This is a genomic window from Streptococcus cristatus (assembly GCF_963529205.1).
Classification (GTDB): domain Bacteria; phylum Bacillota; class Bacilli; order Lactobacillales; family Streptococcaceae; genus Streptococcus; species Streptococcus cristatus_O.
Map to the genome: position 1 here is coordinate 1 of NZ_CAURYF010000003.1, position 22,596 is coordinate 22,596.

Consider the following 22,596-nt stretch of genomic DNA (forward strand, 5'->3'; position numbering starts at 1 on the left):
TGCCCATGGGTTACTTTAATCAAAATAGCTTGGGCAAGATTACCAGTGTTACGACCAATACGCTGGAAGGGCTGTCTGATGTAGCTACGCGAGTGGTTATGATGACAGTACAGGGCTTTCTGACGACCGGTCTCATCACTATTTTGGTCTTTCTCTATGACTGGCGGGTTGGTCTGGTTCTTTTGGTGGGTCTTGTCCTCTTTCTCCTGCCCAATACCCTCATGCGTTGGCAAGTTGGCAAGGTTTCTGATGACAAGTATCAGGCGGATATGGACCTGGTAGCCGTTGTTTTAGAGTACAGCCAAGGAATTGCTGAAGTAAAGAACTACAATCTGGTTAACCGTTCTGCCAAGAAGCTGTCCAAGGCTATTGAAGGCAAGAGTCAGCTAGATACCAAAATGACACTTGTGACCTCACCTTACATTGCCCTCCAAGGCATAGTGACCAAGCTGACCGGTCTCTTTATGGGACTTTTCTCTATCTACTTTTATCTCAATGGCAGTATGGAGCTGCTGGTAACCATTATGATGATTGTCAGTGGCTTTATGATTTATGAAAATCTAGATGGTGTTGGATCTTTCTCTTCTCTCCTGCGCATTGTTGATTTGTCGGTTGGTATGGTCAATCAAGTCTTAGCTATCCAGCCGATGGACATCAGTGGTCAGGATATTGAGCCTAAGAGCAGCCGGATTGAGCTGAGAGACGTTAGCTTCTCTTATGGAAATAAGAAAATTATTGACCAGGTTTCCCTCACCATTCCCGAAAAAATAACAACTGCTTTGGTCGGACCATCTGGATCAGGCAAGACAACGCTCTGCAACCTCATTGCCCGCTTCTGGGATGTGGACCAGGGAAGTATCAGTCTAGACGGGCATGATGTTAGGGAATACAGCTATGACAGCCTGATTCGTAATTTCAGCTTTGTCTTCCAAAGCGTCTATCTCTTTGAGGATACTATTGCTAATAACATTCGTTTTGGCAAGCCGGAGGCCAGTCAGGAAGAAGTGATAGAGGCTGCCAAGAAAGCGGCCTGTCATGACTTTATTCTCTCGCTGCCTGATGGCTATGACACCAAGATTGGTGAAGGAGGTGCTAGTCTTTCTGGAGGTGAGCGCCAGCGCATTTCCATTGACCGGGCAATTATCAAAGATGCGCCTATCATCATTCTGGATGAAGCAACAGCCAATGTTGATCCAGAAAACGAAGAAGCTCTCATGCAGGCTATTCAGGCTCTGACTCACGATAAGACCATTATCATGATTGCCCACCGACTCAAGACAGTTGAGCATGCAGATCAGATTTTGGTGCTGGATCAAGGCCGCATTGTCGAACAAGGCAAACACCAAGACTTACTAGCTAAACAAGGCATTTACAGTAAATTTATCCAAGAAAGAAAAACAGCCGCCAGCTGGCGGATTGAGATGGCGGAGTGATAAACTGAGACAGCAGGCTAACGGCTTGCTGTTTTTCATTTAAAGGGAAGAATGGTATAATGAAGTAGAGAAAAATCTTGAATGAGGTAGCCATGAACGAAATCAAATGCCCCAACTGCGGGGAGGTTTTTACTGTCAATGAGAGCCAGTACAGTGAGCTTTTGTCGCAGGTTCGGACTGCAGAGTTCGACAAAGAAATCCATGCTCGGATTGAGCAGGAGCTGGCTTTAGCAGAGCAAAAATCCCAGAATGCCCAACAAGCTCTCCTATCGCAGAAAGAGCAGGAAATTAGCAAGCTTCAAAGTCAAATCGCTCAGTTTGAGACCCAGCAGGAATTGGCAAAGAAAGAGGCGGAGCAGGCAGCAAGTCTTCAATTGCAGGAGAAGGATAAGGAAGTTCAGCAATTGGAAAGTCAGCTGACAACTCTGCGTTTGGAGCATGAAAATCAACTGCAAAAGACCTTGTCTGCGCTGGAAAAAGAGCGAGACGAGGTTAAGAATCAGCTAGTTTTGCAAGAAAAAGAAGCAGCGCTGGCTCAGACCTCTCTCAAAGAGCGCTATGAGGTAGAGCTGCGGCAGAAAGATGAGACCATAGAGTTCTACAAGGATTTTAAGGCCAAGCAGTCTACTAAGATGATTGGTGAAAGCCTAGAGCAGCACTGCGAGTACGAGTTTAACAAGAACCGTATGGCTATGTTTCCACGAGCGGAGTTTGGCAAGGACAATGATGCCAGAACAGGCAGCAAGGGTGACTACATTTACCGTGAGGTGGATGAAAATGGCGTGGAAATCCTCTCCATCATGTTTGAGATGAAAAATGAAGGCGATGAGACAGCGACTAAGAAGAAAAACGAGCATTTCTTCAAAGAGCTGGATAAGGACCGGCGGGAGAAAGGCTGTGAGTATGCTATTCTGGTGACACTTCTTGAGGCTGACAGTGAACTCTACAATTCGGGTATTGTCGACGTGTCCTATGCCTATGAGAAGATGTATGTTATCCGACCACAGTTCTTCTTGCCCATGATTACCCTTTTGCGTAATGCTGCGCTTAACTCGCTCCAGTACAAGCAGGAACTGGCCTTGGTGCGGGAGCAGAATATTGATATTACACATTTTGAGGAAGATTTGGATGCTTTTAAAGTAGCTTTTGCTAAGAACTATCAGTCTGCTTCGACCAACTTTGGCAAGGCCATCGAGGAGATTGACAAAGCTATCCGCCGGATGGAAGAAATCAAAAAATTCCTGACAACCTCTGAAAACCAGCTGCGCTTGGCAAATAACAAACTGGACGATGTCTCTGTCAAGAAACTGACGCGCAAAAATCCAACCATGAAAGCTAAGTTTGAGGCTTTGAAGGAGAAGTAAGAAAACAAGACAATGAACGGAATTATCAACTTAAGAAAAGAAGCGGGCATGACCTCGCATGATGCGGTATTTAAGCTGCGCAAGATTTTAAAGACCAAGAAAATTGGTCACGGGGGCACCTTGGATCCAGATGTAGTCGGGGTGCTTCCGATTGCTGTAGGCAAGGCGACACGTTTGGTCGAGTTCATGCAGGAGGAAGGAAAGATCTACGAGGGGGAGATTACTCTGGGCTGCTCAACGACGACAGAGGATGCCAGCGGAGACGTCCTGGTGCGGACTCCGGTGACAGAGCTTTTAGAAGAGGCTCTCATTGATGAAGCGATGGAGTCCATGACTGGTGAGATTCGCCAGATACCGCCCATGTACTCAGCAGTCAAGGTCAATGGCCGCAAGCTTTATGAGTATGCGCGTGCAGGTCAAGAAGTGGAGCGTCCCGAGCGGCAGGTGACCATTTATAGCTTTGAGCGCACCAGTCCGATTTCCTATGAAGCTGAACAAGCCCGCTTTCGTTTTCGAGTCAAGTGCAGCAAGGGAACCTATGTTCGAACCCTGTCTGTTGATTTGGGAGCCAAGCTCGGCTTTGCCAGTCACATGTCCCAGCTGACACGGACTTCCTCAGCTGGTATGAGCTTAGACGATGCCTTGACCTTGGATGAAATAGCGGAGCGAGTAGCAGTGGAGGATTTTGCATTCCTTCAGCCTCTGGAGTTGGGGACAGGTGATTTACCCAAGATTGAATTAACGATAGAGCAGCTAGAGGAAGTCCGCTTTGGTCGCTTTATTTTCATTGAAAATGCGGCAACAATCTTGGCTGGTTTTCATAAAGGTAAGCTTATCGCCATCTTAGAAAAAAGGGAAGAATCTTATAAACCTAAAAAAGTTTTTCTTTGATGGTATATAGCATAATAGCTAGTCTGGGACAATAGTCACTTTGATACAAAAAAAGCAACGGCAAATCCGTTGCTTTTTGCATAGTTGCTATAGTACTACTAAAATAGAATTGCTCAATAAACCATTTAGAGAGGCTATCCCATGCTCATTCACTATAACACAAATCAAACGACTTTATAACTAGAACTTCATTTTACCAGAAGACCATCTTGTCTTTGCCATTGAAAAAGTGGTGGATGTCTTAGAGGATAGTCACTTCCACGCTTTCTATCAGACCTTTGGTCGCCCGTCTTATCACCCTAAAGTGCTTTTAGCCATTTATTCTTGATAAGAGACGATGCCAATGATGGTATCGACAGCGCGTTCCATGGTTTCTAGGCTGACATATTCGAAGCGGCCGTGCATGTTTTCACCGCCGGCAAAGAGGTTGGGAGTCGGGATACCCATAAAGGAAATTTTGGAGCCATCAGTTCCGCCACGGATTGGCTCGATGATCGGCTGGATGTCCAGACTTTCCATGACTGCTTTAGCGATATTGATTGGTGTCATGTCCTTTTCAATAATCTGCTTCATGTTGTAATACTGGTCTTTGAGGGTCAAAATGACGCGCTCGCTACCCAGTTCTTGGTTCATTTTATCAGCAATAGTCTGCATAGCAACTTTGCGATTTTCAAAAGCTTCTGTCTCAAAGTCGCGGACAATGTAGCTGGCTTGGGCTTCTTCGACAGTCCCGGTCAGGTTCATCAGGTGGTAGAAACCTTGGTAGCCTTCAGTCTTCTCTGGTCGGTCGCTTTCTGGCAGTTGGTTGTGGAAGTCAATAGCCAGCTGGAGAGCATTGACCATCTGGTCTTTAGCAGTTCCTGGATGGACATTGCGGCCTTGGAAGGTTAGTTCTGCTCCAGCAGCGCTAAAGGTTTCGTACTGAAGCTCGCCTAGCGGTCCGCCGTCCACTGTATAGGCAAAGTCCACATCAAAGTCTTCAGCGTCAAACTTATCAGCACCAATACCGATTTCCTCGTCTGGACCAAAGCCCACTCGGATTTCTCCATGCTTGATTTCTGGATGGGCAGACAGGTATTCGATAGCCGTCATGATTTCAGCAATACCTGACTTGTCGTCTGCTCCCAAAAGAGTGGTTCCGTCAGTCGTAATCAGGGTTTGGCCCTTGTATTTATGGAGACTGGCGAAGTCTGCAGGATCTAAATTGAAGCCAGACTGACCAAGCGGAATCACACCGCCGTCATAATTCTCAATGACCTGCGGCTGGATGTTTTCCGCATTGAAGTCCGCCGTATCCATGTGGGAAATAAAGCCAATCTTGCGAGTAAAGCTAGGATCATTGGCTGGCAGAGTTCCAATCGCAAAGCCGTTAGGCAGGTAGTAGACATTTTCCAAGCCAACCCGCTTCATTTCAGGAATGAGGATATTGTTAGCAAAGTCTACCTGACTCTGGGTGCTGGGTGTAGTAGTAGATGTTTCGTCTGAGCGTGTATTGACCTTGACATAGGTCAGGAAACGATCTAAAAGATTAGGGTATTTCATAAAAGCTCCTTGTTTTCATAGATTAAGTCTATTTTAGCACAATCTTGAACAAAAGACATCTGTAAGTCAATATTTCTCTAGTTGAAGGTCTTGGAAGATGGTCGTAGTGGAAATAGCTGAAAATATGACTCGTAAGCTTAGAGAATAGTGAATTGTTACAAGCCTATTAATATAAAGTTATTAAGAAAATGCAGTGGTAAATATGCTAGAAGCGCATGTTAAAGGAAATTTTGTGATATAATAAAAAGTAGAAAATCAATATAGTAAATAAGAGGTAGTGCCATGATTTATGAATTTTGTGCTGAGAATGTCACCTTGCTAGACAAGGCTTTAGAGGCTGGAGCAAAGCGGGTTGAGCTGTGTGATAATCTATCAGTTGGTGGAACAACGCCTAGCTACGGTGTCATCGAGGCTGCAGTACGAATGGTCAAGCCTTATGATGCGACTGTGATGACCATGATTCGTCCTCGCGGCGGGAATTTTGTCTATTCAGATGGGGAAATCGAGATAATGCTTTCGGACATTCAGAAGGCACGTGAGGCGGGGAGCCATGGCCTCGTTTTTGGTGTTTTAACGGAAAATAACGAGATTGATTATCCTAAGATGGAACGGCTGCTTGAAGCAGCTCAGGAACTGGATGTGGTCTTCCATATGGCTTTTGATGCTATTCCTGCTGAATATCAGTTTGGAGAGTTAGACTGGCTGGTAGAACATGGAGTGAAGCGGATTTTGACTCATGGCGGGCCAGCGTCAGAGTCCATCCTAGAGAATTTGGCTTGGCTGGATGAATTGATTGAGCATGCGGCAGGGCGGATAGAGATTTTACCTGGTGGTGGGATTAATCTAGACAATCGTGCTGAGATTGCTGACACTTTGGGTGTTGATCAATTGCACGGCACCAAAGTAGTATTTTAGCAGGCAAGTTCATGTTGGATTTATTTGAAAAATATAGGCTGAAGGAAGAAAATTTGCTGGATTATGGCTTTGTCAGGTCTGGTGCAGAATACAGCTATTCGACCAAGATTATGGCTGGCGACTTCCAGATGGATGTGCTGATTTCCGATGGAAAGCTGGATTTTCAGGTGTTTGACTTGGATACAGGTGACGAATACCGGCAAGTCAAGATGGAAAGTATGGCTGGAGAATTTGTCGGTCAAGTCAGGGCGACCTGTCAGGAGGTTCTGCTGGACATTCGGCAGCATTGCTTTGAGGAAGTAAGCTTTCTTTATGAGCAAAGTCAGCGACTGAGTTCTTATGTGGCGACTACTTATCAGGGACAGTTGGAGTATCTCTGGGAGAATTCTTCTCGAAAAAGCACTAATGGGGCTGCTGTTTTTCGCCATCAGGATAGCAAGAAATGGTACGGAGCTTTTTTGACGACTGACTGGTCTAAGTTTGAAAAGGAGCGCAGTGGTCTGATTGAGGTTCTCAATGTCAAGAGTGACCGAGTTGCAGAACTTATTCAGCAAAAGGGTATTTATCCCGCCTTTCATATGAATAAAAAATACTGGCTCAGTCTTCCCTTGGATGGAACTTTGTTGGATCAGCAACTTTTTGATTTGTTGGATACCAGCTTTGCCTTGACTAAGAAAAAGCGAGCATAGTTTGCTTGAGTTTCATTTTTAGATGAAATAGCGTATAATAGAGATAGTGAGAAACGGACAGTCGGATTAAGGGCTGTCCGTCCTTTGTTTGGAATGAGGAAACGAAATGAATCTTATCAGAAAACTGGACTGGTTTTTTAAACTGGAAAAGCGGCGTTATATGATTGGCATCTTGGCCTTGTCTCTGGTCAGTGTGTTTAATCTGATTCCGCCACGGGTCATTGGGCAGGTCATAGATAGAATTGCTAGGCAAAGTCTGACCACTGAAGAACTTACTTATAATCTTCTCCTTTTGATTTTGTCTGCTTTTATCATGTATGGTTTGCGGTATGTCTGGCGGCTCTATATCTTTGGTACGGCCAATAATCTGGGACGCATCTTACGCTTTCGGCTTTTTGAGCATTTTACACGGATGTCGCCAAGTTTTTATCAAAAATACCGAACGGGTGACCTCATGGCCCATGCGACCAATGATATCAATGCAGTAGTCAGCGTGGCTGGCGGTGGTGTTATGTCAGCGGTAGATGCTTCTATTACGGCCTTGGTGACCCTCATCACCATGTTTCTGGTCTTGGACTGGCGGTTGACCCTGATTGCGATTCTCCCTCTTCCTTTTCTGTCCTGGGGAACCAGCTTGATTGGTCGGAAGAATCACGAGAGCTTTAAAGCGGCTCAGGAGGCTTTTTCAGATCTCAACAATAAAGTTCAGGAAAGCGTAGCGGGGATTAAAGTAACCAAGTCCTTTGGCTATCAGGTTGCGGAGACGGAGTCTTTTGCGGCCATCAACCAAGAAGTCTATCAAAAGAATATCTTGGCTGCCAAGTACAATTCCCTTTTTGATCCCATGGTGCTAATTTTTGTCGGCTTATCCTATGTTCTGACCCTGATTTTCGGGGGAATGTTTATTTCCCAAGGGCAATTTACAGTCGGTGAGCTGGTTACCTTTATGACTTATCTGGATATGCTAGTGTGGCCACTGCAGGCGATGGGGTACCTAGTGAATATCAGCCAGCGGGGAGCCGTTTCCTATGAACGGATTGAGAACTTGCTGGCTGAGGAGTCGGATGTCAAGGAAGCCCAGCAGCCACTTGCCAATATTCAAAATGGCCGACTGGACTATGAGATAGATTACTTTGCTTATGAAAATGAAGTCACTTTGAGGGATATTCATTTTACATTAGAAAAAGGGCAGACCTTGGGGATTGTCGGGCCGACTGGATCTGGAAAGACTACCTTGCTGCGCCTCTTGCTTCGGGAGCAGGATATTCAAGAAGGAGCAATTTATCTGAATGGCCACGATATCCGAGAATATGCTCTTAAGAATCTGCGCAGTCTGATTGGTTATGTGCCTCAGGATCAGATACTCTTTGCTCTGTCCATTCGGGACAATATCCGCTTTGCTAATCCAGAACTGTCAGATGAGCAAGTCATCCGAGCAGCCCAGCTTTGTGGTGTTTATGAGGATATTAAGGCTATGCCGGATGGTTTGGATACGCTGATTGGAGAGCGAGGCGTCTCGCTTTCTGGTGGTCAAAAGCAGCGTTTGGCTATGAGCAGAGCCCTCATCACCAATCCAGAAATTTTGATTTTGGATGATTCCTTATCAGCAGTGGATGCCAAGACCGAGCATGTGATTTTAGAAAATCTCAAGCAGGAACGAGCTGGCAAGACGACCATTATCACCGCCCATCGTCTGTCAGCCATTGTCCATGCAGATTTGATTCTAGTTCTGGAGAATGGCCGCATCAAGGAGCGAGGTAGCCACCAAGAACTTCTGGCAGCAGAGGGCTGGTATGCTCAAACCTATCAAAATCAACAACTATATGAACGTTTCAAGGAGGATTCTGCAAAATGACAAAACAATCAACTTTTAGACGCCTCCTAGGCTATATGTGGCGCTACAAATGGATTAGCCTGTTGGCTCTAGTCTTTATTTTTGCGACAACCTTGGTGACAACAGCCTTGCCGCTCTTGGCTCGTTCTTATATTGATCAGTTTGTCAGCCGAGAAGCAGCCACAAGTGGCCTCTATCTGCTGGGGATTTACTATGGCCTCTTTTTTTTGCGAGTACTCCTTACTTTTCTGGGGCAGTATGCTTTTGCACGGGTGGCCTACAGCATTGTTCGCGATCTTCGGCAGGAAACTTTTGCGAATATGCAGCAATTAGGCATGGCTTACTTTGACCAGACAGCAGCAGGGGCTATCGTTTCTCGCTTGACAAACGATACCCAGTCAGTGGCTGATATGTTTAGCAGCATTTTTTCTAACTTTCTCAGCTCCATGCTTATCTTGGTGGTGACGATCGCAACCATGCTGGCTTTGAATTGGCGGCTGACTCTTCTGATTGTCCTCTTTTTGCCTATCATGCTTGGCTCGATTGTGCTGTATCAGCGGCTGTCCAATCGCTTGCTCAAGCAAGTCCGAGCTAAACTAAGCGACCTCAACGTCAAACTTTCTGAGAGCATTGAAGGGATGCGGATCATCCAAGCTTTTAGTCAGGAAAAGCGGCTAATCGAAGAATTTGAAGCAATCAATGGAGAACACCTAGACTTTAGCAATCGCTATCTGAATGTGAACAGTCTCTTTCTGCGCCCAGCCATGTCCCTGTTGAAAATCTTGGCTTATGCTCTTATTCTGACTTATTTCGGCTTGAGCTGGCAAGTAGCTGGAGTGACTGCAGGTGTCATGTATGCTTTCATCCAGTATGTCAACCAGCTTTTCAATCCCTTGATCGATGTCATGCAAAATTACTCAGTTCTTCAGACATCCATGGTGGCTGCGGAGCGCGTTTTTGAACTGATGGATCGTCGAGACTTTGAGCCTGAGCAAGCAGAAGAAGGACCTGAGATTCAGGCGGGCAATATTGACTTTGAGCATGTGAGCTTTTCTTATGACGGAAAGAGAGAGATTCTAAAGGACATTTCCTTTAGCGTCAAGCAAGGTGAGACGATTGCCTTTGTCGGATCAACGGGTTCGGGAAAATCCTCCATTATCAACCTTTTCCTGCGCTTTTATGAATTTGAAAAAGGTAAGATTCTTATTGATGGCAGAGACATCAGAGACTATAGTCAAGCAGAATTACGACGCAATATCGGTCTTGTCTTGCAGGATCCCTTCCTCTACCACGGCACCATTGCCTCCAATATCCGCATGTATCAGGAAAATCTATCGCAAGCGGAGGTCGAAGAAGCAGCTCGGTTTGTTGATGCTCATGACTTTATCAGCCAGCTAGCTCAGGGCTATGATAGTCCAGTTACCGAGCGCGGCTCCACCTTCTCTAGTGGCCAACGACAGCTTTTGGCCTTTGCCAGAACCATCGCAACCAAGCCTAAAATCTTGATTTTGGATGAAGCCACTGCCAATATCGATTCGGAAACTGAGGAGCTGATCCAGCATTCTCTTCGGAAAATGCGGCAGGGGCGAACCACTATTGCCATCGCCCATCGACTGTCCACGATTCAGGATGCCAATTGCATCTACGTTTTAGATAAAGGGCGCATCATTGAGTCTGGTAGCCATGAAGAGCTTCTAGCACAAAATGGGACGTATAAGAAAATGTATCAGCTGCAGGCTGGGATGTTGGATATCTGATAGAGTACGAAAAATTCAAAGAAAAGAGGCTGGGACAAAAGTCCTAGCCTCTCAATTGTTTTTGGATTGTCGAGCAAGACGCAGTGGTTGAGTGGGCTCTATTACGCTGATTTCATCAGCTTTTACAGCCCTACTCAACTGTGCGGAGGTGGGACGACGAAATCGAATTCTAACGAATTACCGATTTCTGTCCCACTCTCTTTTTAGATATTCTTTAAATTTTTCCAGATTTTCCTTTAAATCATCAAACCCTAGCTTAGCATAGCGGTAGGGGCAAGTATGAATGTAGCTGCTTTCAAAAAAGTCCAGCGGCAGCTTGCTATGTTTGAGGGAGCTGACTGAGGGGAGGGATTGGAGGTCAAAAATCACGCCATCTGTTGTCAACTGGTGAGGCAGAGGGAAATGAAGGTCGTCCAAGAGGGATTGTGCCTTATTTTTTTCAGTTTCCAGTCGGTTAAGTAAGCCTAGACGATTCTTTTCAAACATCAGATTATCAATATAGAGGGAGAGAGCCTTTTGCATGATGAGGTTACTGTCGTAGTCAACCGCTATTTTATAGGACAGAAATGTTTCTCGAATCTGAGGTGGCAGAGCCAAGGCCGTGATGCGCAGGGCAGGAAAGAGGCTGGTAGAAAAAGACTTGATATAGAGGACATGTTGACTATCATCTAGATAGTGAAAAGGCAGTTCTCGCTTACTATCAAAGTCGGCCAGATAGTCGTCTTCAACAATATAGACATCATAACGTTCAGCAAGGGCAAGGATTTCTTCCTTTTCCTGACGGCTGTATGAATGGCCTAGTGGATAGTGGAAACGGGGAATTGTGTAAAAAAACTTGATCCGCCTTGTTTTAAAAATCCTCTCTAACTCTTTCAGGTCAATCCCAGTTGGTTTACGCTCAATGGTCTCATAAGGCAATTTCTGATTTAGAAGTAAATTATTGATTCGGTGGTAAGTGGGCTGCTCAACCAGAATGGTCTCTTTGCCATTTGGGAAATCAATCTGAGAGAGAATATAGAGGGCTTGTTGGGTACCAGAAGTCAGAATCAGATTGTCTGCAGAAGTGTAGACGGCAGAGTCCAAAAGCAAGCGCTGGACTGACTGTCGCAGCTCCTCCAGTCCTTCTTGTTGGGAATAGTAGTTGAAAAGATAGTTTTCTCGACCAATCAGTGTTTCATTAACACACAGGCGGAAGTCTTCATAGGCCTGATGGCGGTCGTCTGTCACAGCCAGCTCGATATCTTCCTTTTTGTTTTGGTCATTTTCCAAGACATAGTAGCCGCTCTTAGGTACAGCATAGATGTACTTCTGATAACGAAGCTCAATCAAGGCCTTCTGAGCAGTATCTTTACTGCAATGGTAGCGGTCTGACAGCTTGCGGACGGAAGGAATCTTTTGCCCCGTAGTAAGTCTTCCCTTGTCAATATCCCTGATAATTCTATCCATGATGACTTGGTATTTAGCTTTTGCTGTCATTCTGTCCCCCCACAGATTTCTTTCTCTTATTTTACCTTATTTCTAGGAAGTTGACAAAGTTTCTTGTTCATTCAAAATATAAAAACCAGCCTTGAATTTCCTTCAAAACTGGTTCAATCTAGAACATTTGCGCCGTGCCTATTCTTGCAGAAAGCCCAGTGTCGCTAAGGCTTCCTCGATATAGTCTAAGTCCTGCTGAGAATCTGCCTCGATTAAATGGTAGTGAATTCCATTTGTCAGTTCGGATAAGGCACGAAAATCGCTCTCTGAGACTTGCTCTAAAAATTGCTGCACATCGCGACGGCAGGTCAATTTCAGATAGGTCTGGATTTCCCCATAGACAGGATGCTCAATCATGATATTCTGCACCCGTCCGCCATTATCAACGATGGCCAAAAGTTCGGCTTCGATATCGTCCGCCTTATGCTTGAGTTTAAAAAGACGGTGAAAATGAGCAGGTTGATTGCTTTCTTTATAGAGATAGCCCCTATTGGTACTGATAATGGGAGTGCCATCGGCTCGCAGCAGGGCAATATCCTGAACGATAATCTGGCGAGTGACATGAAATTGTTCCGCCAAAAATTGTCCGTTTAAAGGTTGGCGAGCTTCTTTTAAAAGCTCTAATAGATCATTTCTTCGTTTTTTTGTCATAACTTCATTGTAAATCAAATCTCTAGAAGATTCAAGGTTTAACGAATCTTTTTCAGAGCCTGATAGACAAATTTGGCAATGACAAAGTCCACCATACTATGGACAATTGTACCAAATCCAACTAAACCGAAGAGGATATAGAAGGCATTAGCCGGATAGGCTGTTGTTGTGTAAAAGAGAATGCAGACCACTACCTCACCAAAGGCATGAATCAAGGCCAGCACGAAATTAAAGATCCAGGTCGTTTTCTGATTGTCCAATATACCAGGATGCTTTTGCAGGTAAAGAGCGCCGATAGTCCCGAAAAGCAGGTGAGACAGGGCTCTCAGGGTGATGATGAAAGGAAGGCCGGACATGAAAAATCCGATGGTAGAGCCGAGAACGACAATCACTGTCATGAGTGGTGAGATGAACATGGCTAGAAAGATTGCAACGTGGCTGGCTAGAGTGAAGGAAGCAGGCGGAATGACAATCTTAATCGGCATAACCAGCGGGATAACGATGGCTAGGGCAGTCAAGAAAGCGGTCAGTGTCATAAACTGATTTTTAGATGTTGGTTTCATAATAAACTCCTTTTATCTACTGTATATACACTAGAATAGTACATTGTTTTGTCATAAAAGTCAAGAAAGTTTTTTGAAAACAAGTGATTTTTTTGCACATTTGTCAAATAAGATAAAATATCGTATAATAAGACGGTAAAATATGGCTGTCATTCAGGTTCTGTTCTTTTTCTGAATGTCTGTCCACTTATAAGGAGAAATGAATTAATGAATAATTTGCCAAATTGCCCAAAATGTAACTCAGAATACGTTTATGAAGACGGTGTTCTTTTAGTTTGCCCAGAATGTGCCTACGAATGGGATCCAGCAGAAGTTGCAGCAGGAGAAGCTGGTCCAGTGGCTATTGATGCGAACGGAAACCAGTTGGCCGATGGGGATACAGTTACCTTAATCAAGGACTTGAAAGTCAAAGGTGCTCCTAAGGATCTCAAACAAGGAACGCGCGTGAAAAATATCCGCATCGTCGAAGGCGACCACAATATTGACTGTAAGATTGACGGATTTGGTGCTATGAAGCTCAAGTCAGAATTTGTCAAGAAAATCTGAGAAGCGCTATGAATAAAAAAATAATTCTTTCTTATCGCCTTCTTCTTCTGGTTTTAGCTTTTGTCGGAGTCTATCTGGAAATTGCTAAACTTGGCGTAGGAATGCTGATGTACTACACGGTCTTGTCTAATCTTCTGGTTCTGTTATTCACAGCCTATCTCATTTTTAGGATGTGGACAGACAATAATTGGGAGAGTTCCAAGCTGTTGCGCGTGAAGGGCGGCGTGACCATGTGTATCATGATTACCTGCGTCGTCTATCACTTGCTCCTAGCTCCGATTGCGACAGATTTTTATCGTTTGGAAAATTTCCTTTGCCATTACATTGTGCCTCTCATGTTTTTCTTTGATACTCTTGTATTTGATAAAACTCGGCAGTACCGTTGGTTTGATCCCATTTCTTGGACAAGTGTTCCGCTGATTTACATGATTTTTGCCCTTATTAACGGTTTTTTCTTGAAAATTGATATTCCGAATGCCAAGGATAAACCCTTTCCCTACTTTTTCCTTAATGTCTATAAGCACGGTTGGCCTTATGTTATCAAGATGTGCTTGATTATCTTTGTGGCCTATCTAGTCTTTGGTTATATTTTTTATGGAATCAAATCTATCTCATTTTCAAAGAAGAAAGCTTAGATTCTTATAATAGGAATAGAAAACAGATGTTCTCTGTTTTTTATTTTGTTGAAATGGATTAGCAATTTATCATGAAAAAAGTTCATTTTTTTCTTGAAATGGAATTGAAATTGTGGTATAGTTATAAACAATTAAATAGTCCTTTAATTCTATCCAGAGAGATAGGCAAGGAGCAAAGTAAAAATGATGGGTGGAGTGTGACAAGTGCGTCTTGTTTCAGCCTGTCTATATTTTCTGAGGTCTCCTTGCAAAAGGAGGCTTTTTTAATGTTTTTAGGAGGTTTAGATGAAGACAAAGGAAGTTGTCGATGAGATCACTATGAATCGTGCCATCACGCGAATCACCTATGAAATCATCGAGCGCAACAAGGATTTAAGCCAAATCGTTTTGGCAGGCATTAAGACCAGAGGGGTTTTCATTGCCAAGCGGATCCAACAAAGACTGGCTCAGCTTGAGAAAATAGAAATTCCAGTTTGCGAAGTAGATACAAAGCCCTTCCGAGACGATATCAAAGTCAAGGAAGACACGACAGTGATTCCAGTTGACATTACTGATCGTGAAGTGATTCTCGTTGACGATGTGCTCTATACAGGTCGGACGATCCGCGCAGCCATTGATAATCTTGTCAGCAATGGGCGGCCGTCACGTGTCAGCCTCGCTGTTCTAGTGGACCGTGGGCACCGTGAGTTGCCGATTCGGGCAGACTATGTTGGCAAAAATATTCCAACGAGCCGCCGCGAAGAGATTATTGTTGAAATGACTGAAAAAGATGGTCAGGACCGAGTTCTGATTGTAGAGGAGGAGACAAGATGAGTCAAGAAATTAAATACGATGTCCATGATATGCCAAAACCTGGTTTACTCTTAGGACTTTCATTCCAGCATCTATTCGCCATGTTTGGTGCGACGGTGTTGGTTCCGATTCTGGTGGGAATTGACCCAGCAGTAGCCCTGTTTTCAAGTGGTTTGGGAACGCTGGCCCACTTGACAGTGACCAAGTACAAAATCCCTGCTTATATGGGTTCCAGCTTTGCTTATATCGCTGCCATGCAAATGCTGATGAAGACAGATGGGATTGCTGCGGTTGCACAAGGTGCTATCACGGGTGGTCTAGTCTACTTCATCGTAGCCCTCATCGTGAAATTCGCAGGCAACGCTTGGATTGATAAGATTTTGCCGCCAGTAGTGGTAGGGCCTATCATTATGGTGATTGGTCTGAGTCTAGCGGGTACAGCCGTTGGCGATGTGATGTATAAGACCGTTGGAGACCAGAAGGTCTACGACATCACCTACTTTGCTATCGGGATGGTAACCCTCCTCTGTGTCATTCTATTTAACATCTACGGTAAGAAAATCGTTGGTATTATTCCAGTTCTGCTGGGCTTGATTGTTGGCTATATCTTTGCCCTGATTGTCGGAGCGGTGACAGGTCAGGAGATTATCTCTTTTGCCAACGTGACAAAAGCTTCTTGGTTCCACGTTCCGCCGATGAATCTTCCATTTATAGATTATGATTTTAAATTGTATCCAAGTGCAATTCTAACAATGGCACCGATTGCCTTTGTAACGATGACAGAGCACTTTGGGCATGTAATGGTTCTGAACAGCTTGACAGGCAAAGATTTCTTTAAAGAGCCTGGATTGGATAAGACTTTGGCTGGAGATGGTCTGGCTCAGGTTATTGCGGGTATCTTTGGTGCTCCACCAGTGACTAGCTACGGTGAAAATATCGGGGTGATGGCACTCAATAAAATCTACAGTGTTTATGTAATTGCTGGTGCTGCTGTATTGGCTATTATCATGAGTTTTGTCGGGAAAGTATCCGCCCTGCTCCAATCGATTCCAAGTCCAGTTTTGGGAGGCATTTCCATCGCCCTCTTCGGGGTAATTGCTTCCAGCGGTTTGAAAATTCTGATTGAAGCCCAAACCAATTTTGACAACAAAAAGAATCTGCTGATTGCCAGTGTCGTTCTGGTATCTGGTATCGGTGGTCTGACCCTGCAACTATCAGGTCTGCAAGTTTCAGGAGTTGCCTTGTCAACTGTTCTCGGAATTGCCCTCTACCTCATCCTGCCAGAACCTAAAAATTAGGCTGACGAGATTGCTACATTTGTCCAAAGTTTTTAATAAAAAAGGAGTATAACATCATGTCATCAAATCAAATCGCACTTAAAAATCTTGTATCTATGGAACACCTTACGAACGAAGAAGTAATGGCTTTGATCAAGCGCGGGATCGAATTTAAAAACGGCGCAAAGGTTCATTATGATGAGCAGCATATCGTTGCAAACCTCTTCTTTGAATCTTCAACTCGGACTCACAAGGCTTTTGAAGTAGCAGAATTAAAACTTGGATGCGACCTGCTTGACTTTGATGTCAAGACAAGCTCAGTCAACAAGGGAGAAACCTTGTATGACACGATTTTGACTATGTCAGCTCTCGGTGTAGATGTCTGTGTCATCCGTCACCCTGAGGTGGATTACTATAAAGAATTGATCGAAAGCCCAACAATTACAACTTCTATCGTAAATGGTGGTGATGGTTCTGGTCAGCATCCGAGTCAAAGTTTGCTTGACTTGATGACCATTTACCAAGAATTCGGTCATTTTGATGGTTTGAAAGTAGCTATCGCTGGTGACCTTGATCACTCTCGTGTAGCCAAGTCTAATATGCAAATCTTGAAACGTCTTGGTGCCGAGCTCTTCTTTGCTGGTCCAGATGAGTGGAGAAGTGAGGAGTTTGCTGACTATGGTAAGTTCGTAACGATTGACGAAGTGATTGACCAGGTGGACGTGATGATGTTCCTTCGTGTGCAGCATGAGCGCCATGACTACAACTCTATTTTCTCTAAGGAAAATTATCATAAACTTCATGGTTTGACGCAAGAGCGCTATGATCGTATGAAGGATACCGCTATCCTGATGCACCCAGCGCCTGTCAATCGCGATGTAGAAATTGCAGACCATTTGGTTGAAGCTCCAAAATCTCGGATTGTAGAACAAATGACAAATGGAGTCTTTGTCAGAATGGCTATCATTGAGGCTGTTCTCAAAGGACGAAATTAATCTCAAATGTAGCTTGGGAGTAGGATTGGACTCAATAAGAGTCTTCCTATTCCTTTTTTAAACTTAATCTTAAAGACTTATAAAAAAACAAATGTTAAAATCAAAAGAACTACTCGAAATTATGTTTTTTGAGTAGTTCTTTTGATTTATGCATTGCTGGATTTTACAAAGATTCTTGGGATGACTTTTTTGAGTTGTGGTATGAAGACCAGACTGACCCCAATAACGATGAGTCGGTCTGCATAGTCGGTTAGCGCTTGGACGATGATGGTGCTGGTGACCAAATCTAAGCCTAAACCGTGTAAACCTTGAACGATAATACTAGAGCCGCTTGGGGTAATTCCTTTGAAGACTATCACAGTGATCAGAGAGGCTAAAGCAGTAGCTGGTAGAGAGACTAGAACCGTTTTCCAGAGGAGGTTTAGTCTTGGTTTTGAATCAGCAGTGAAAAAGGCTGAGACAAGCAGAGCCAAAAGAATGGCTACTGGAGAGAAATAGATAGCAGAGATGTCCGTTGTAAAGGCGCTAATAAGAGCACTGGCAACCGCTGTTCCTACTCCCCAAATAGGTCCTAAAATGAGGCTGGCCAATATCGTTCCAAAAGTATCCAAATAAACAGGAAGTTTTAGAAAAAGTGCGATGTTGGCCCCGATATAGTTTAGAGCGATGCAGATAGCTGTAAATGTGATGGTAAATGGTGTTGTTTTTTTCATAATTTTATCCTAAATTTAAAGTTTCTAGATCTTGGCAGATAATTTCCTTTGAAGTGTTGAGTATCACGGAGAGAAAATCCTGAAAGAAGAGGTGGCTGTTTACTTGGGTCAGCACCTTAGCATTGGCTTGCTTACCATAAAAATGATAGGCATCAACCAGCGTTTGTCCCATGGCAATGCCTTCCGTTGCAAGATCGACGAAGGAGTTAAAGCCTTGGCAAAGGTCTTCATGCAGGAAATGGGCAACAGCCAATGGATCGTTGATGACACAACCGATGATATGTTCATACTCCCAATGAAAATCCCAGTAAAAACGAGTGATTTTTCCGACAAAGTCAGCGACTTCAGGATTGATAAAACGCATATATTCCAAGAGATTGGGTGTCAAGACAATCTTTCGAGTGACATCTAGACCGACCATTTCAATCTTTTTTCCAAGTTTTTCGTAGGTTTCTTGCGCTGCATGTGGATCGCACCAGTAGTTGTACTCAGCTACGGGCGAGCAGTTGCCATGCGATTTGTAGCTGCCGCCCATGCTGACAAATCGGTCTAGATGTTGCCCAAGTGTAGGATTTTTCCTAAGAGCCAAAGCAATATTAGTCAAAGGCCCCTGTGCAATGATGGAAGTATCACTATTTTTCTGGAAATAGTCAGCCAGAAAGTCATAAGCTGCTTGTGGTTGGGCTTGGGTGGAACTGCTTCTTGTTATCCCGCTTTCCCCCAATCCATCCATGCCGTGGGTGTCCTGAGCGGAGACGAAGTCACGAACCAAGGGCTTGTCGGCTCCTGCATATACTGGAATATCTAGCCGATTCAGCCTTTCTAGGATTTTAAAGGCATTTTCAAGACCAAGTTCCACTGGGACATTTCCAGCGACTATGGTCAAAGCTACGACCTCTAAGTCAGGGTGTTGCAAGGCATAGAGCAGGGCTATGCTGTCGTCTATGCCAGGATCGCAGTCAATAATAACTTTTCTTTTCATAGGTCCTCCTTTTGAGAAATAAAATAAGGCTGAAACTTCCGTCTCAACCTCTCAGTTAGTTCTGCCAAAGTGGCAGGACACCAGAAAAAACTATGCGCAATTACATTACTTTAGAATATAAGGGTACTTAGTTTTTTATACTGGGAAGTTTGCGAACCAGTCCAAAACAAGTGTTTTGAATTATGCATTTACTATCATAAAGAAAAATTTCCTAAAAGTCAATGGAAAGGGGGACAAGATTAGTCAGTCTTTTGACTTTGTGATATAATAAGTAAGATAGAAGAAATGAGGAGATACAATGGCAAAAATAGTACAAACAGATAAAGCACCAGCAGCAATCGGCCCATATGTTCAAGGAAAAATCGTTGGTAACCTTTTATTTGCAAGTGGTCAGATTCCTTTGTCACCAGAGACAGGAGAAATTGTAGGTGCAACGATTGAAGAGCAGACTCAGCAAGTTTTAAAAAATGTAGGAGCTATTTTGGAAGCGGCTGGAACAGATTTTGACCATGTGGTCAAGGCGACCTGCTTCCTAAGTGATATCAATGATTTTGTGCCATTTAATGAGGTCTACAAAACGGCTTTTAAGAGCGAGTTTCCAGCTCGTTCGGCAGTAGAAGTGGCTCGCTTGCCTCGTGATGTAAAAATCGAAATTGAAGTCATTGCTGAGATTGTAGAATAAATGATTGGGACCGGGAGAAGTTTCCCGTCCTTTTTTAGAAATAAAATGTTAGACGAAGGGAGAAAGAATGGCTGAACACAAGATTCAATTAGTGATTGTGACAGGAATGAGCGGTGCCGGAAAGACCGTTGCTATCCAGTCTTTTGAGGATTTGGGTTATTTTACCATTGATAATATGCCGCCGACCTTAGTACCAAAGTTTTTGCAGCTGGTCGAAGGAACCACTGACAATGATAAACTAGCTCTGGTTGTTGATATGCGGAGTCGCTCCTTCTTTTTGGAGATTCAGGATATTCTGGATGAGCTGGAAAGAAGTACGGAAATTGATTTTAAAATTCTATTTTTGGATGCGGCTGACAAGGAATTGGTGGCTCGCTATAAGGAAACGCGACGTAGTCACCCTTTGGCAGCCGACGGGCGAATTTTAGATGGTATTAAATTGGAGCGCGAACTCTTAGCCCCTCTGAAGAACCTCAGTCAAAATGTTGTAGATACGACGGAACTGACACCACGGGAGCTCAGAAAGACCATCTCTGAACAATTTTCAAACCAGGCTGACCTGCACAGTTTCCGCATTGAGGTTATGAGTTTTGGTTTCAAATACGGTTTACCTCTGGATGCGGACTTGGTTTTTGATGTGCGTTTCCTGCCTAATCCCTACTATAAACCTGAGCTGCGTAACCAGACAGGCTTGGACAAGGATGTCTTTGACTATGTCATGAACCATGCGGAGTCAGAAGAGTTTTACCAGCATTTGCTGGGCCTGATTGAGCCGATTTTGCCAGGATATCAAAAGGAAGGAAAATCTGTACTGACTATCGCAGTTGGCTGTACAGGTGGACAACACCGCAGTGTGGCTTTTGCACAGCGTTTGGCGGATGATTTAGCGAAAAACTGGCCAGTTAATGCCAGTCATCGCGACAAAAATCGCCGGAAGGAAACGGTGAACCGCTCATGAGAAAACCGAGAATTACAGTTATCGGCGGCGGTACAGGAATTTCAGTCATTTTAAACAGCCTGCGGAAAAAGGATGTGGAGATCACAGCCATTGTCACAGTAGCAGATGATGGCGGCAGTTCTGGTGAGCTGCGGAAAAACATCCAGCAGCTGACACCGCCGGGTGACTTGCGAAATGTTTTGGTCGCCATGTCTGATATGCCAAAGTTTTATGAGAAGGTCTTCCAGTATCGCTTTGCCAAAGGAGATGGTGTTCTAGCAGGTCATCCCTTGGGGAATCTGATTATTGCAGGCATTTCCGAAATGCAGGGTTCGACCTATAATGCTATGCAGCTTCTGACTAAGTTTTTCCATACAACAGGTAAAATCTACCCTTCAAGCGACACTCCGCTGACTCTGCATGCTGTGTTTACAGATGGAACAGAAGTTGTTGGTGAAAGTAATCTGGCCAGTAAGGCTGGTATGATTGAGCGGGTCTATGTGACTAATACCTATGATGATGTAAAGCCTGTTGCTAGTAGAAAGGTAGTCCAGAGTATTTTGGATAGCGATATGGTGGTGCTGGGACCGGGTTCTCTCTTTACCTCCATCTTGCCAAACCTCGTAATCGAAGAAATCGGACAAGCTATTTTAGATACTAAGGCAGAAGTAGCCTATGTTTGCAATATTATGACTCAACGTGGCGAAACCGAGCACTTTTCAGATAGCGACCACGTTCAAGTACTGCATCGTCATTTGGGTAAAAAGTTCATTGATACTGTCTTGGTCAATATCGAGCCAGTTCCGCGCGAGTATATGAATAGCAATAAATTTGATGAATATCTGGTTCAGGTTGAGCATAATTTTCGAGGGCTGCAAGAGCAAGTTCCGCGTGTCATTTCATCGAATTTCCTTCGTTTGGAAAATGGCGGAGCTTTTCATGATGGAGAGTTACTTGTTGATGAATTGATGCAGATTATACAGGTGCGCAAATGAGCTTTACAGTAAAAGTAAAAGAAGAGCTTTTGAGCTTATCTGTAAAAGACAAAAATGAGTTAGCTGCCATGATCAAGATGGCTGGTAGTTTGGGAATTTCTTCGACTGGCCTTACCTTATCCATTTCAACAGAAAATGCCAAGATTGCTCGCCATCTCTATGAATTGCTGTTGGATCTTTATCAGGTCAAGTCAGAAATTCGCCATCATCAGAAGACTAATCTGCGCAAGAATCGCGTTTATACAGTATTTCTGGATCAGAAAGTGGAAGAAATCTTATCTGACCTGCACTTGGCTGACTCCTTTTTTGGTATTGAGGCAGGTATTGACCAGGCCATTTTGTCAGATGACGAAGCCAGCCGAGCCTATCTGAGGGGGGCCTTTCTCTCAAATGGCAGCATGCGGGAGCCAGACTCAGGCAAATACCAGCTGGAAATTCTGTCCGTTTATCTGGATCATGCTGAGGATTTAGCTGCCTTGATGCGACGTTTTCTGCTGGATGCCAAGACCATTGAGCGCAAGAAGGGAGCTGTCACCTATCTGCAGCGGGCTGAGGATATTATGGATTTTCTCATTGTCATTGGGGCTATGGAAGCCATGGCTGAGTTTGAGTCTCTTAAGCTCATGCGGGAAGCGCGCAATGACCTCAATCGTGCCAATAATGCGGAGACAGCGAACATTGCTCGCACGGTCACAGCCAGTATGAAAACCATCAATAATATTGCCAAAATCAGCGATAATATCGGCATTGAGAGTTTACCTGTAGACCTGCAGGAGGTTGCTCAACTTCGTATTCAGCATCCGGACTATTCGATCCAGCAGCTAGCTGATAGTCTGAGCCGGCCTCTGACTAAGAGCGGTGTCAATCATCGCTTGAGAAAAATCAATAAAATCGCAGATGAATTATAAAAGCTGCTGAGCTTGAGCT

At 44.2% G+C, this 22,596-nt stretch carries 22 protein-coding genes, 1 pseudogene and 1 riboswitch; of the genes and pseudogenes, 17 read left to right on the plus strand and 6 right to left on the minus strand.

The features are described 5' to 3' along the window. From RWS39_RS01150 to RWS39_RS09570, 4 genes and pseudogenes are all read left to right on the plus strand, one after another. Positions 1-1,433: ABC transporter ATP-binding protein (locus RWS39_RS01150; protein WP_314479574.1), on the plus strand; the 1,433-nt coding region annotated here is incomplete at its 5' end. 92 nt (positions 1,434-1,525) lie between these two features. Further along, positions 1,526-2,797, plus strand: a complete 1,272-nt coding sequence (locus tag RWS39_RS01155; protein WP_314479576.1) for a DUF2130 domain-containing protein — start codon at positions 1,526-1,528, stop codon at positions 2,795-2,797. A gap of 12 nt (positions 2,798-2,809) precedes the next feature. After that, a complete protein-coding gene (gene truB, locus RWS39_RS01160) occupies positions 2,810-3,688 on the plus strand; it encodes a tRNA pseudouridine(55) synthase TruB (RefSeq protein ID WP_314479578.1) in 879 nt (292 codons plus the stop codon). Positions 3,689-3,829: 141 nt separating this feature from the next. Continuing rightward, a pseudogene (locus tag RWS39_RS09570) lies at positions 3,830-4,004 on the plus strand (IS1182 family transposase); the annotation flags it as partial. 2 nt (positions 4,005-4,006) lie between these two features. Here RWS39_RS09570 and pepT read toward each other — a convergent pair. Continuing rightward, positions 4,007-5,230, minus strand: coding sequence for a peptidase T (gene pepT, locus RWS39_RS01165; protein ID WP_314479580.1), 1,224 nt, complete (start codon positions 5,228-5,230; stop codon positions 4,007-4,009). A gap of 282 nt (positions 5,231-5,512) precedes the next feature. On the opposite strand from pepT, the gene RWS39_RS01170 reads away from it, so the two are divergent. The 4 genes from RWS39_RS01170 (at position 5,513) to RWS39_RS01185 (ending at position 10,425) form a co-directional block, all read left to right on the plus strand. Further along, on the plus strand, positions 5,513-6,145 hold the full coding sequence (locus RWS39_RS01170; protein ID WP_314479582.1) for a copper homeostasis protein CutC: 633 nt from the start codon (positions 5,513-5,515) through the stop codon (positions 6,143-6,145). 11 nt (positions 6,146-6,156) lie between these two features. Beyond that, the gene (locus tag RWS39_RS01175; RefSeq protein WP_314479586.1) at positions 6,157-6,834 is read left to right on the plus strand and encodes an MmcQ/YjbR family DNA-binding protein; all 678 of its coding nucleotides are present in this window, start codon (positions 6,157-6,159) and stop codon (positions 6,832-6,834) included. A 106-nt stretch (positions 6,835-6,940) separates the two neighbouring features. Then, positions 6,941-8,689: an ABC transporter ATP-binding protein gene (locus tag RWS39_RS01180; protein ID WP_314479589.1), complete on the plus strand. Its 1,749-nt coding sequence runs from the start codon at positions 6,941-6,943 to the stop codon at positions 8,687-8,689. Then, positions 8,686-10,425: an ABC transporter ATP-binding protein gene (locus tag RWS39_RS01185; RefSeq protein WP_314479592.1), complete on the plus strand. Its 1,740-nt coding sequence runs from the start codon at positions 8,686-8,688 to the stop codon at positions 10,423-10,425. The genes RWS39_RS01180 and RWS39_RS01185 overlap by 4 nt, the downstream gene beginning before the upstream one ends. A 177-nt stretch (positions 10,426-10,602) precedes the next feature. Here RWS39_RS01185 and RWS39_RS01190 read toward each other — a convergent pair whose 3' ends face one another. The 3 genes from RWS39_RS01190 to RWS39_RS01200 form a co-directional block, all read right to left on the minus strand. Then, entirely contained in the window at positions 10,603-11,901 is a 1,299-nt protein-coding gene (locus RWS39_RS01190) for an aminotransferase-like domain-containing protein (RefSeq protein ID WP_314479595.1), read from the minus strand. Positions 11,902-12,039: 138 nt separating this feature from the next. Beyond that, positions 12,040-12,552, minus strand: coding sequence for a transcription repressor NadR (locus RWS39_RS01195; protein ID WP_125381784.1), 513 nt, complete (start codon positions 12,550-12,552; stop codon positions 12,040-12,042). A gap of 38 nt (positions 12,553-12,590) precedes the next feature. Beyond that, complete coding sequence (locus RWS39_RS01200; RefSeq protein WP_125381785.1) at positions 12,591-13,115, minus strand: ECF transporter S component; 525 nt, start codon at positions 13,113-13,115, stop codon at positions 12,591-12,593. A 207-nt stretch (positions 13,116-13,322) separates the two neighbouring features. Between RWS39_RS01200 and RWS39_RS01205 the strand changes: the two genes are divergently transcribed. From RWS39_RS01205 to RWS39_RS01225, 5 genes are all read left to right on the plus strand, one after another. After that, entirely contained in the window at positions 13,323-13,661 is a 339-nt protein-coding gene (locus tag RWS39_RS01205; RefSeq protein ID WP_005590197.1) for a zinc ribbon domain-containing protein YjdM, read from the plus strand. A gap of 8 nt (positions 13,662-13,669) precedes the next feature. After that, positions 13,670-14,296 carry a Pr6Pr family membrane protein gene (locus RWS39_RS01210; protein ID WP_149517387.1) on the plus strand — a complete coding sequence of 209 codons (627 nt, stop codon included), beginning with the start codon at positions 13,670-13,672 and terminating at the stop codon, positions 14,294-14,296. A 285-nt stretch (positions 14,297-14,581) separates the two neighbouring features. Beyond that, a complete protein-coding gene (gene pyrR, locus RWS39_RS01215) occupies positions 14,582-15,109 on the plus strand; it encodes a bifunctional pyr operon transcriptional regulator/uracil phosphoribosyltransferase PyrR (protein WP_314479606.1) in 528 nt (175 codons plus the stop codon). Further along, entirely contained in the window at positions 15,106-16,386 is a 1,281-nt protein-coding gene (locus RWS39_RS01220) for a uracil-xanthine permease family protein (protein WP_125372880.1), read from the plus strand. The genes pyrR and RWS39_RS01220 overlap by 4 nt, the downstream gene beginning before the upstream one ends. A 56-nt stretch (positions 16,387-16,442) precedes the next feature. After that, positions 16,443-17,360, plus strand: coding sequence for an aspartate carbamoyltransferase catalytic subunit (locus RWS39_RS01225; RefSeq protein WP_061422925.1), 918 nt, complete (start codon positions 16,443-16,445; stop codon positions 17,358-17,360). A gap of 146 nt (positions 17,361-17,506) precedes the next feature. On the opposite strand, the gene RWS39_RS01230 is transcribed toward RWS39_RS01225, so the two are convergent. Beyond that, on the minus strand, positions 17,507-18,073 hold the full coding sequence (locus RWS39_RS01230) for a LytS/YhcK type 5TM receptor domain-containing protein (protein WP_125446613.1): 567 nt from the start codon (positions 18,071-18,073) through the stop codon (positions 17,507-17,509). Positions 18,074-18,077: 4 nt separating this feature from the next. After that, the gene (locus tag RWS39_RS01235) at positions 18,078-19,055 is read right to left on the minus strand and encodes a nucleoside hydrolase (protein WP_314479613.1); all 978 of its coding nucleotides are present in this window, start codon (positions 19,053-19,055) and stop codon (positions 18,078-18,080) included. A 121-nt stretch (positions 19,056-19,176) separates the two neighbouring features. Further along, positions 19,177-19,221: riboswitch (PreQ1 riboswitch) on the minus strand. Positions 19,222-19,353: 132 nt separating this feature from the next. Here RWS39_RS01235 and RWS39_RS01240 point away from each other — a divergent pair. The 4 genes from RWS39_RS01240 to whiA all read left to right on the plus strand — a co-directional run bounded on the left by RWS39_RS01240 (position 19,354) and on the right by whiA (position 22,577). Continuing rightward, positions 19,354-19,737, plus strand: coding sequence for a RidA family protein (locus RWS39_RS01240; RefSeq protein WP_048766658.1), 384 nt, complete (start codon positions 19,354-19,356; stop codon positions 19,735-19,737). Between the two features lie 67 nt (positions 19,738-19,804). Beyond that, positions 19,805-20,695: an RNase adapter RapZ gene (rapZ, locus tag RWS39_RS01245; protein WP_125381792.1), complete on the plus strand. Its 891-nt coding sequence runs from the start codon at positions 19,805-19,807 to the stop codon at positions 20,693-20,695. Further along, positions 20,692-21,669: a YvcK family protein gene (locus RWS39_RS01250; protein WP_005590209.1), complete on the plus strand. Its 978-nt coding sequence runs from the start codon at positions 20,692-20,694 to the stop codon at positions 21,667-21,669. The genes rapZ and RWS39_RS01250 overlap by 4 nt, the downstream gene beginning before the upstream one ends. Beyond that, entirely contained in the window at positions 21,666-22,577 is a 912-nt protein-coding gene (whiA, locus tag RWS39_RS01255; RefSeq protein ID WP_005590210.1) for a DNA-binding protein WhiA, read from the plus strand. Before RWS39_RS01250 ends, whiA begins: the two co-directional genes overlap by 4 nt. Positions 22,578-22,596 lie beyond the last annotated feature (19 nt).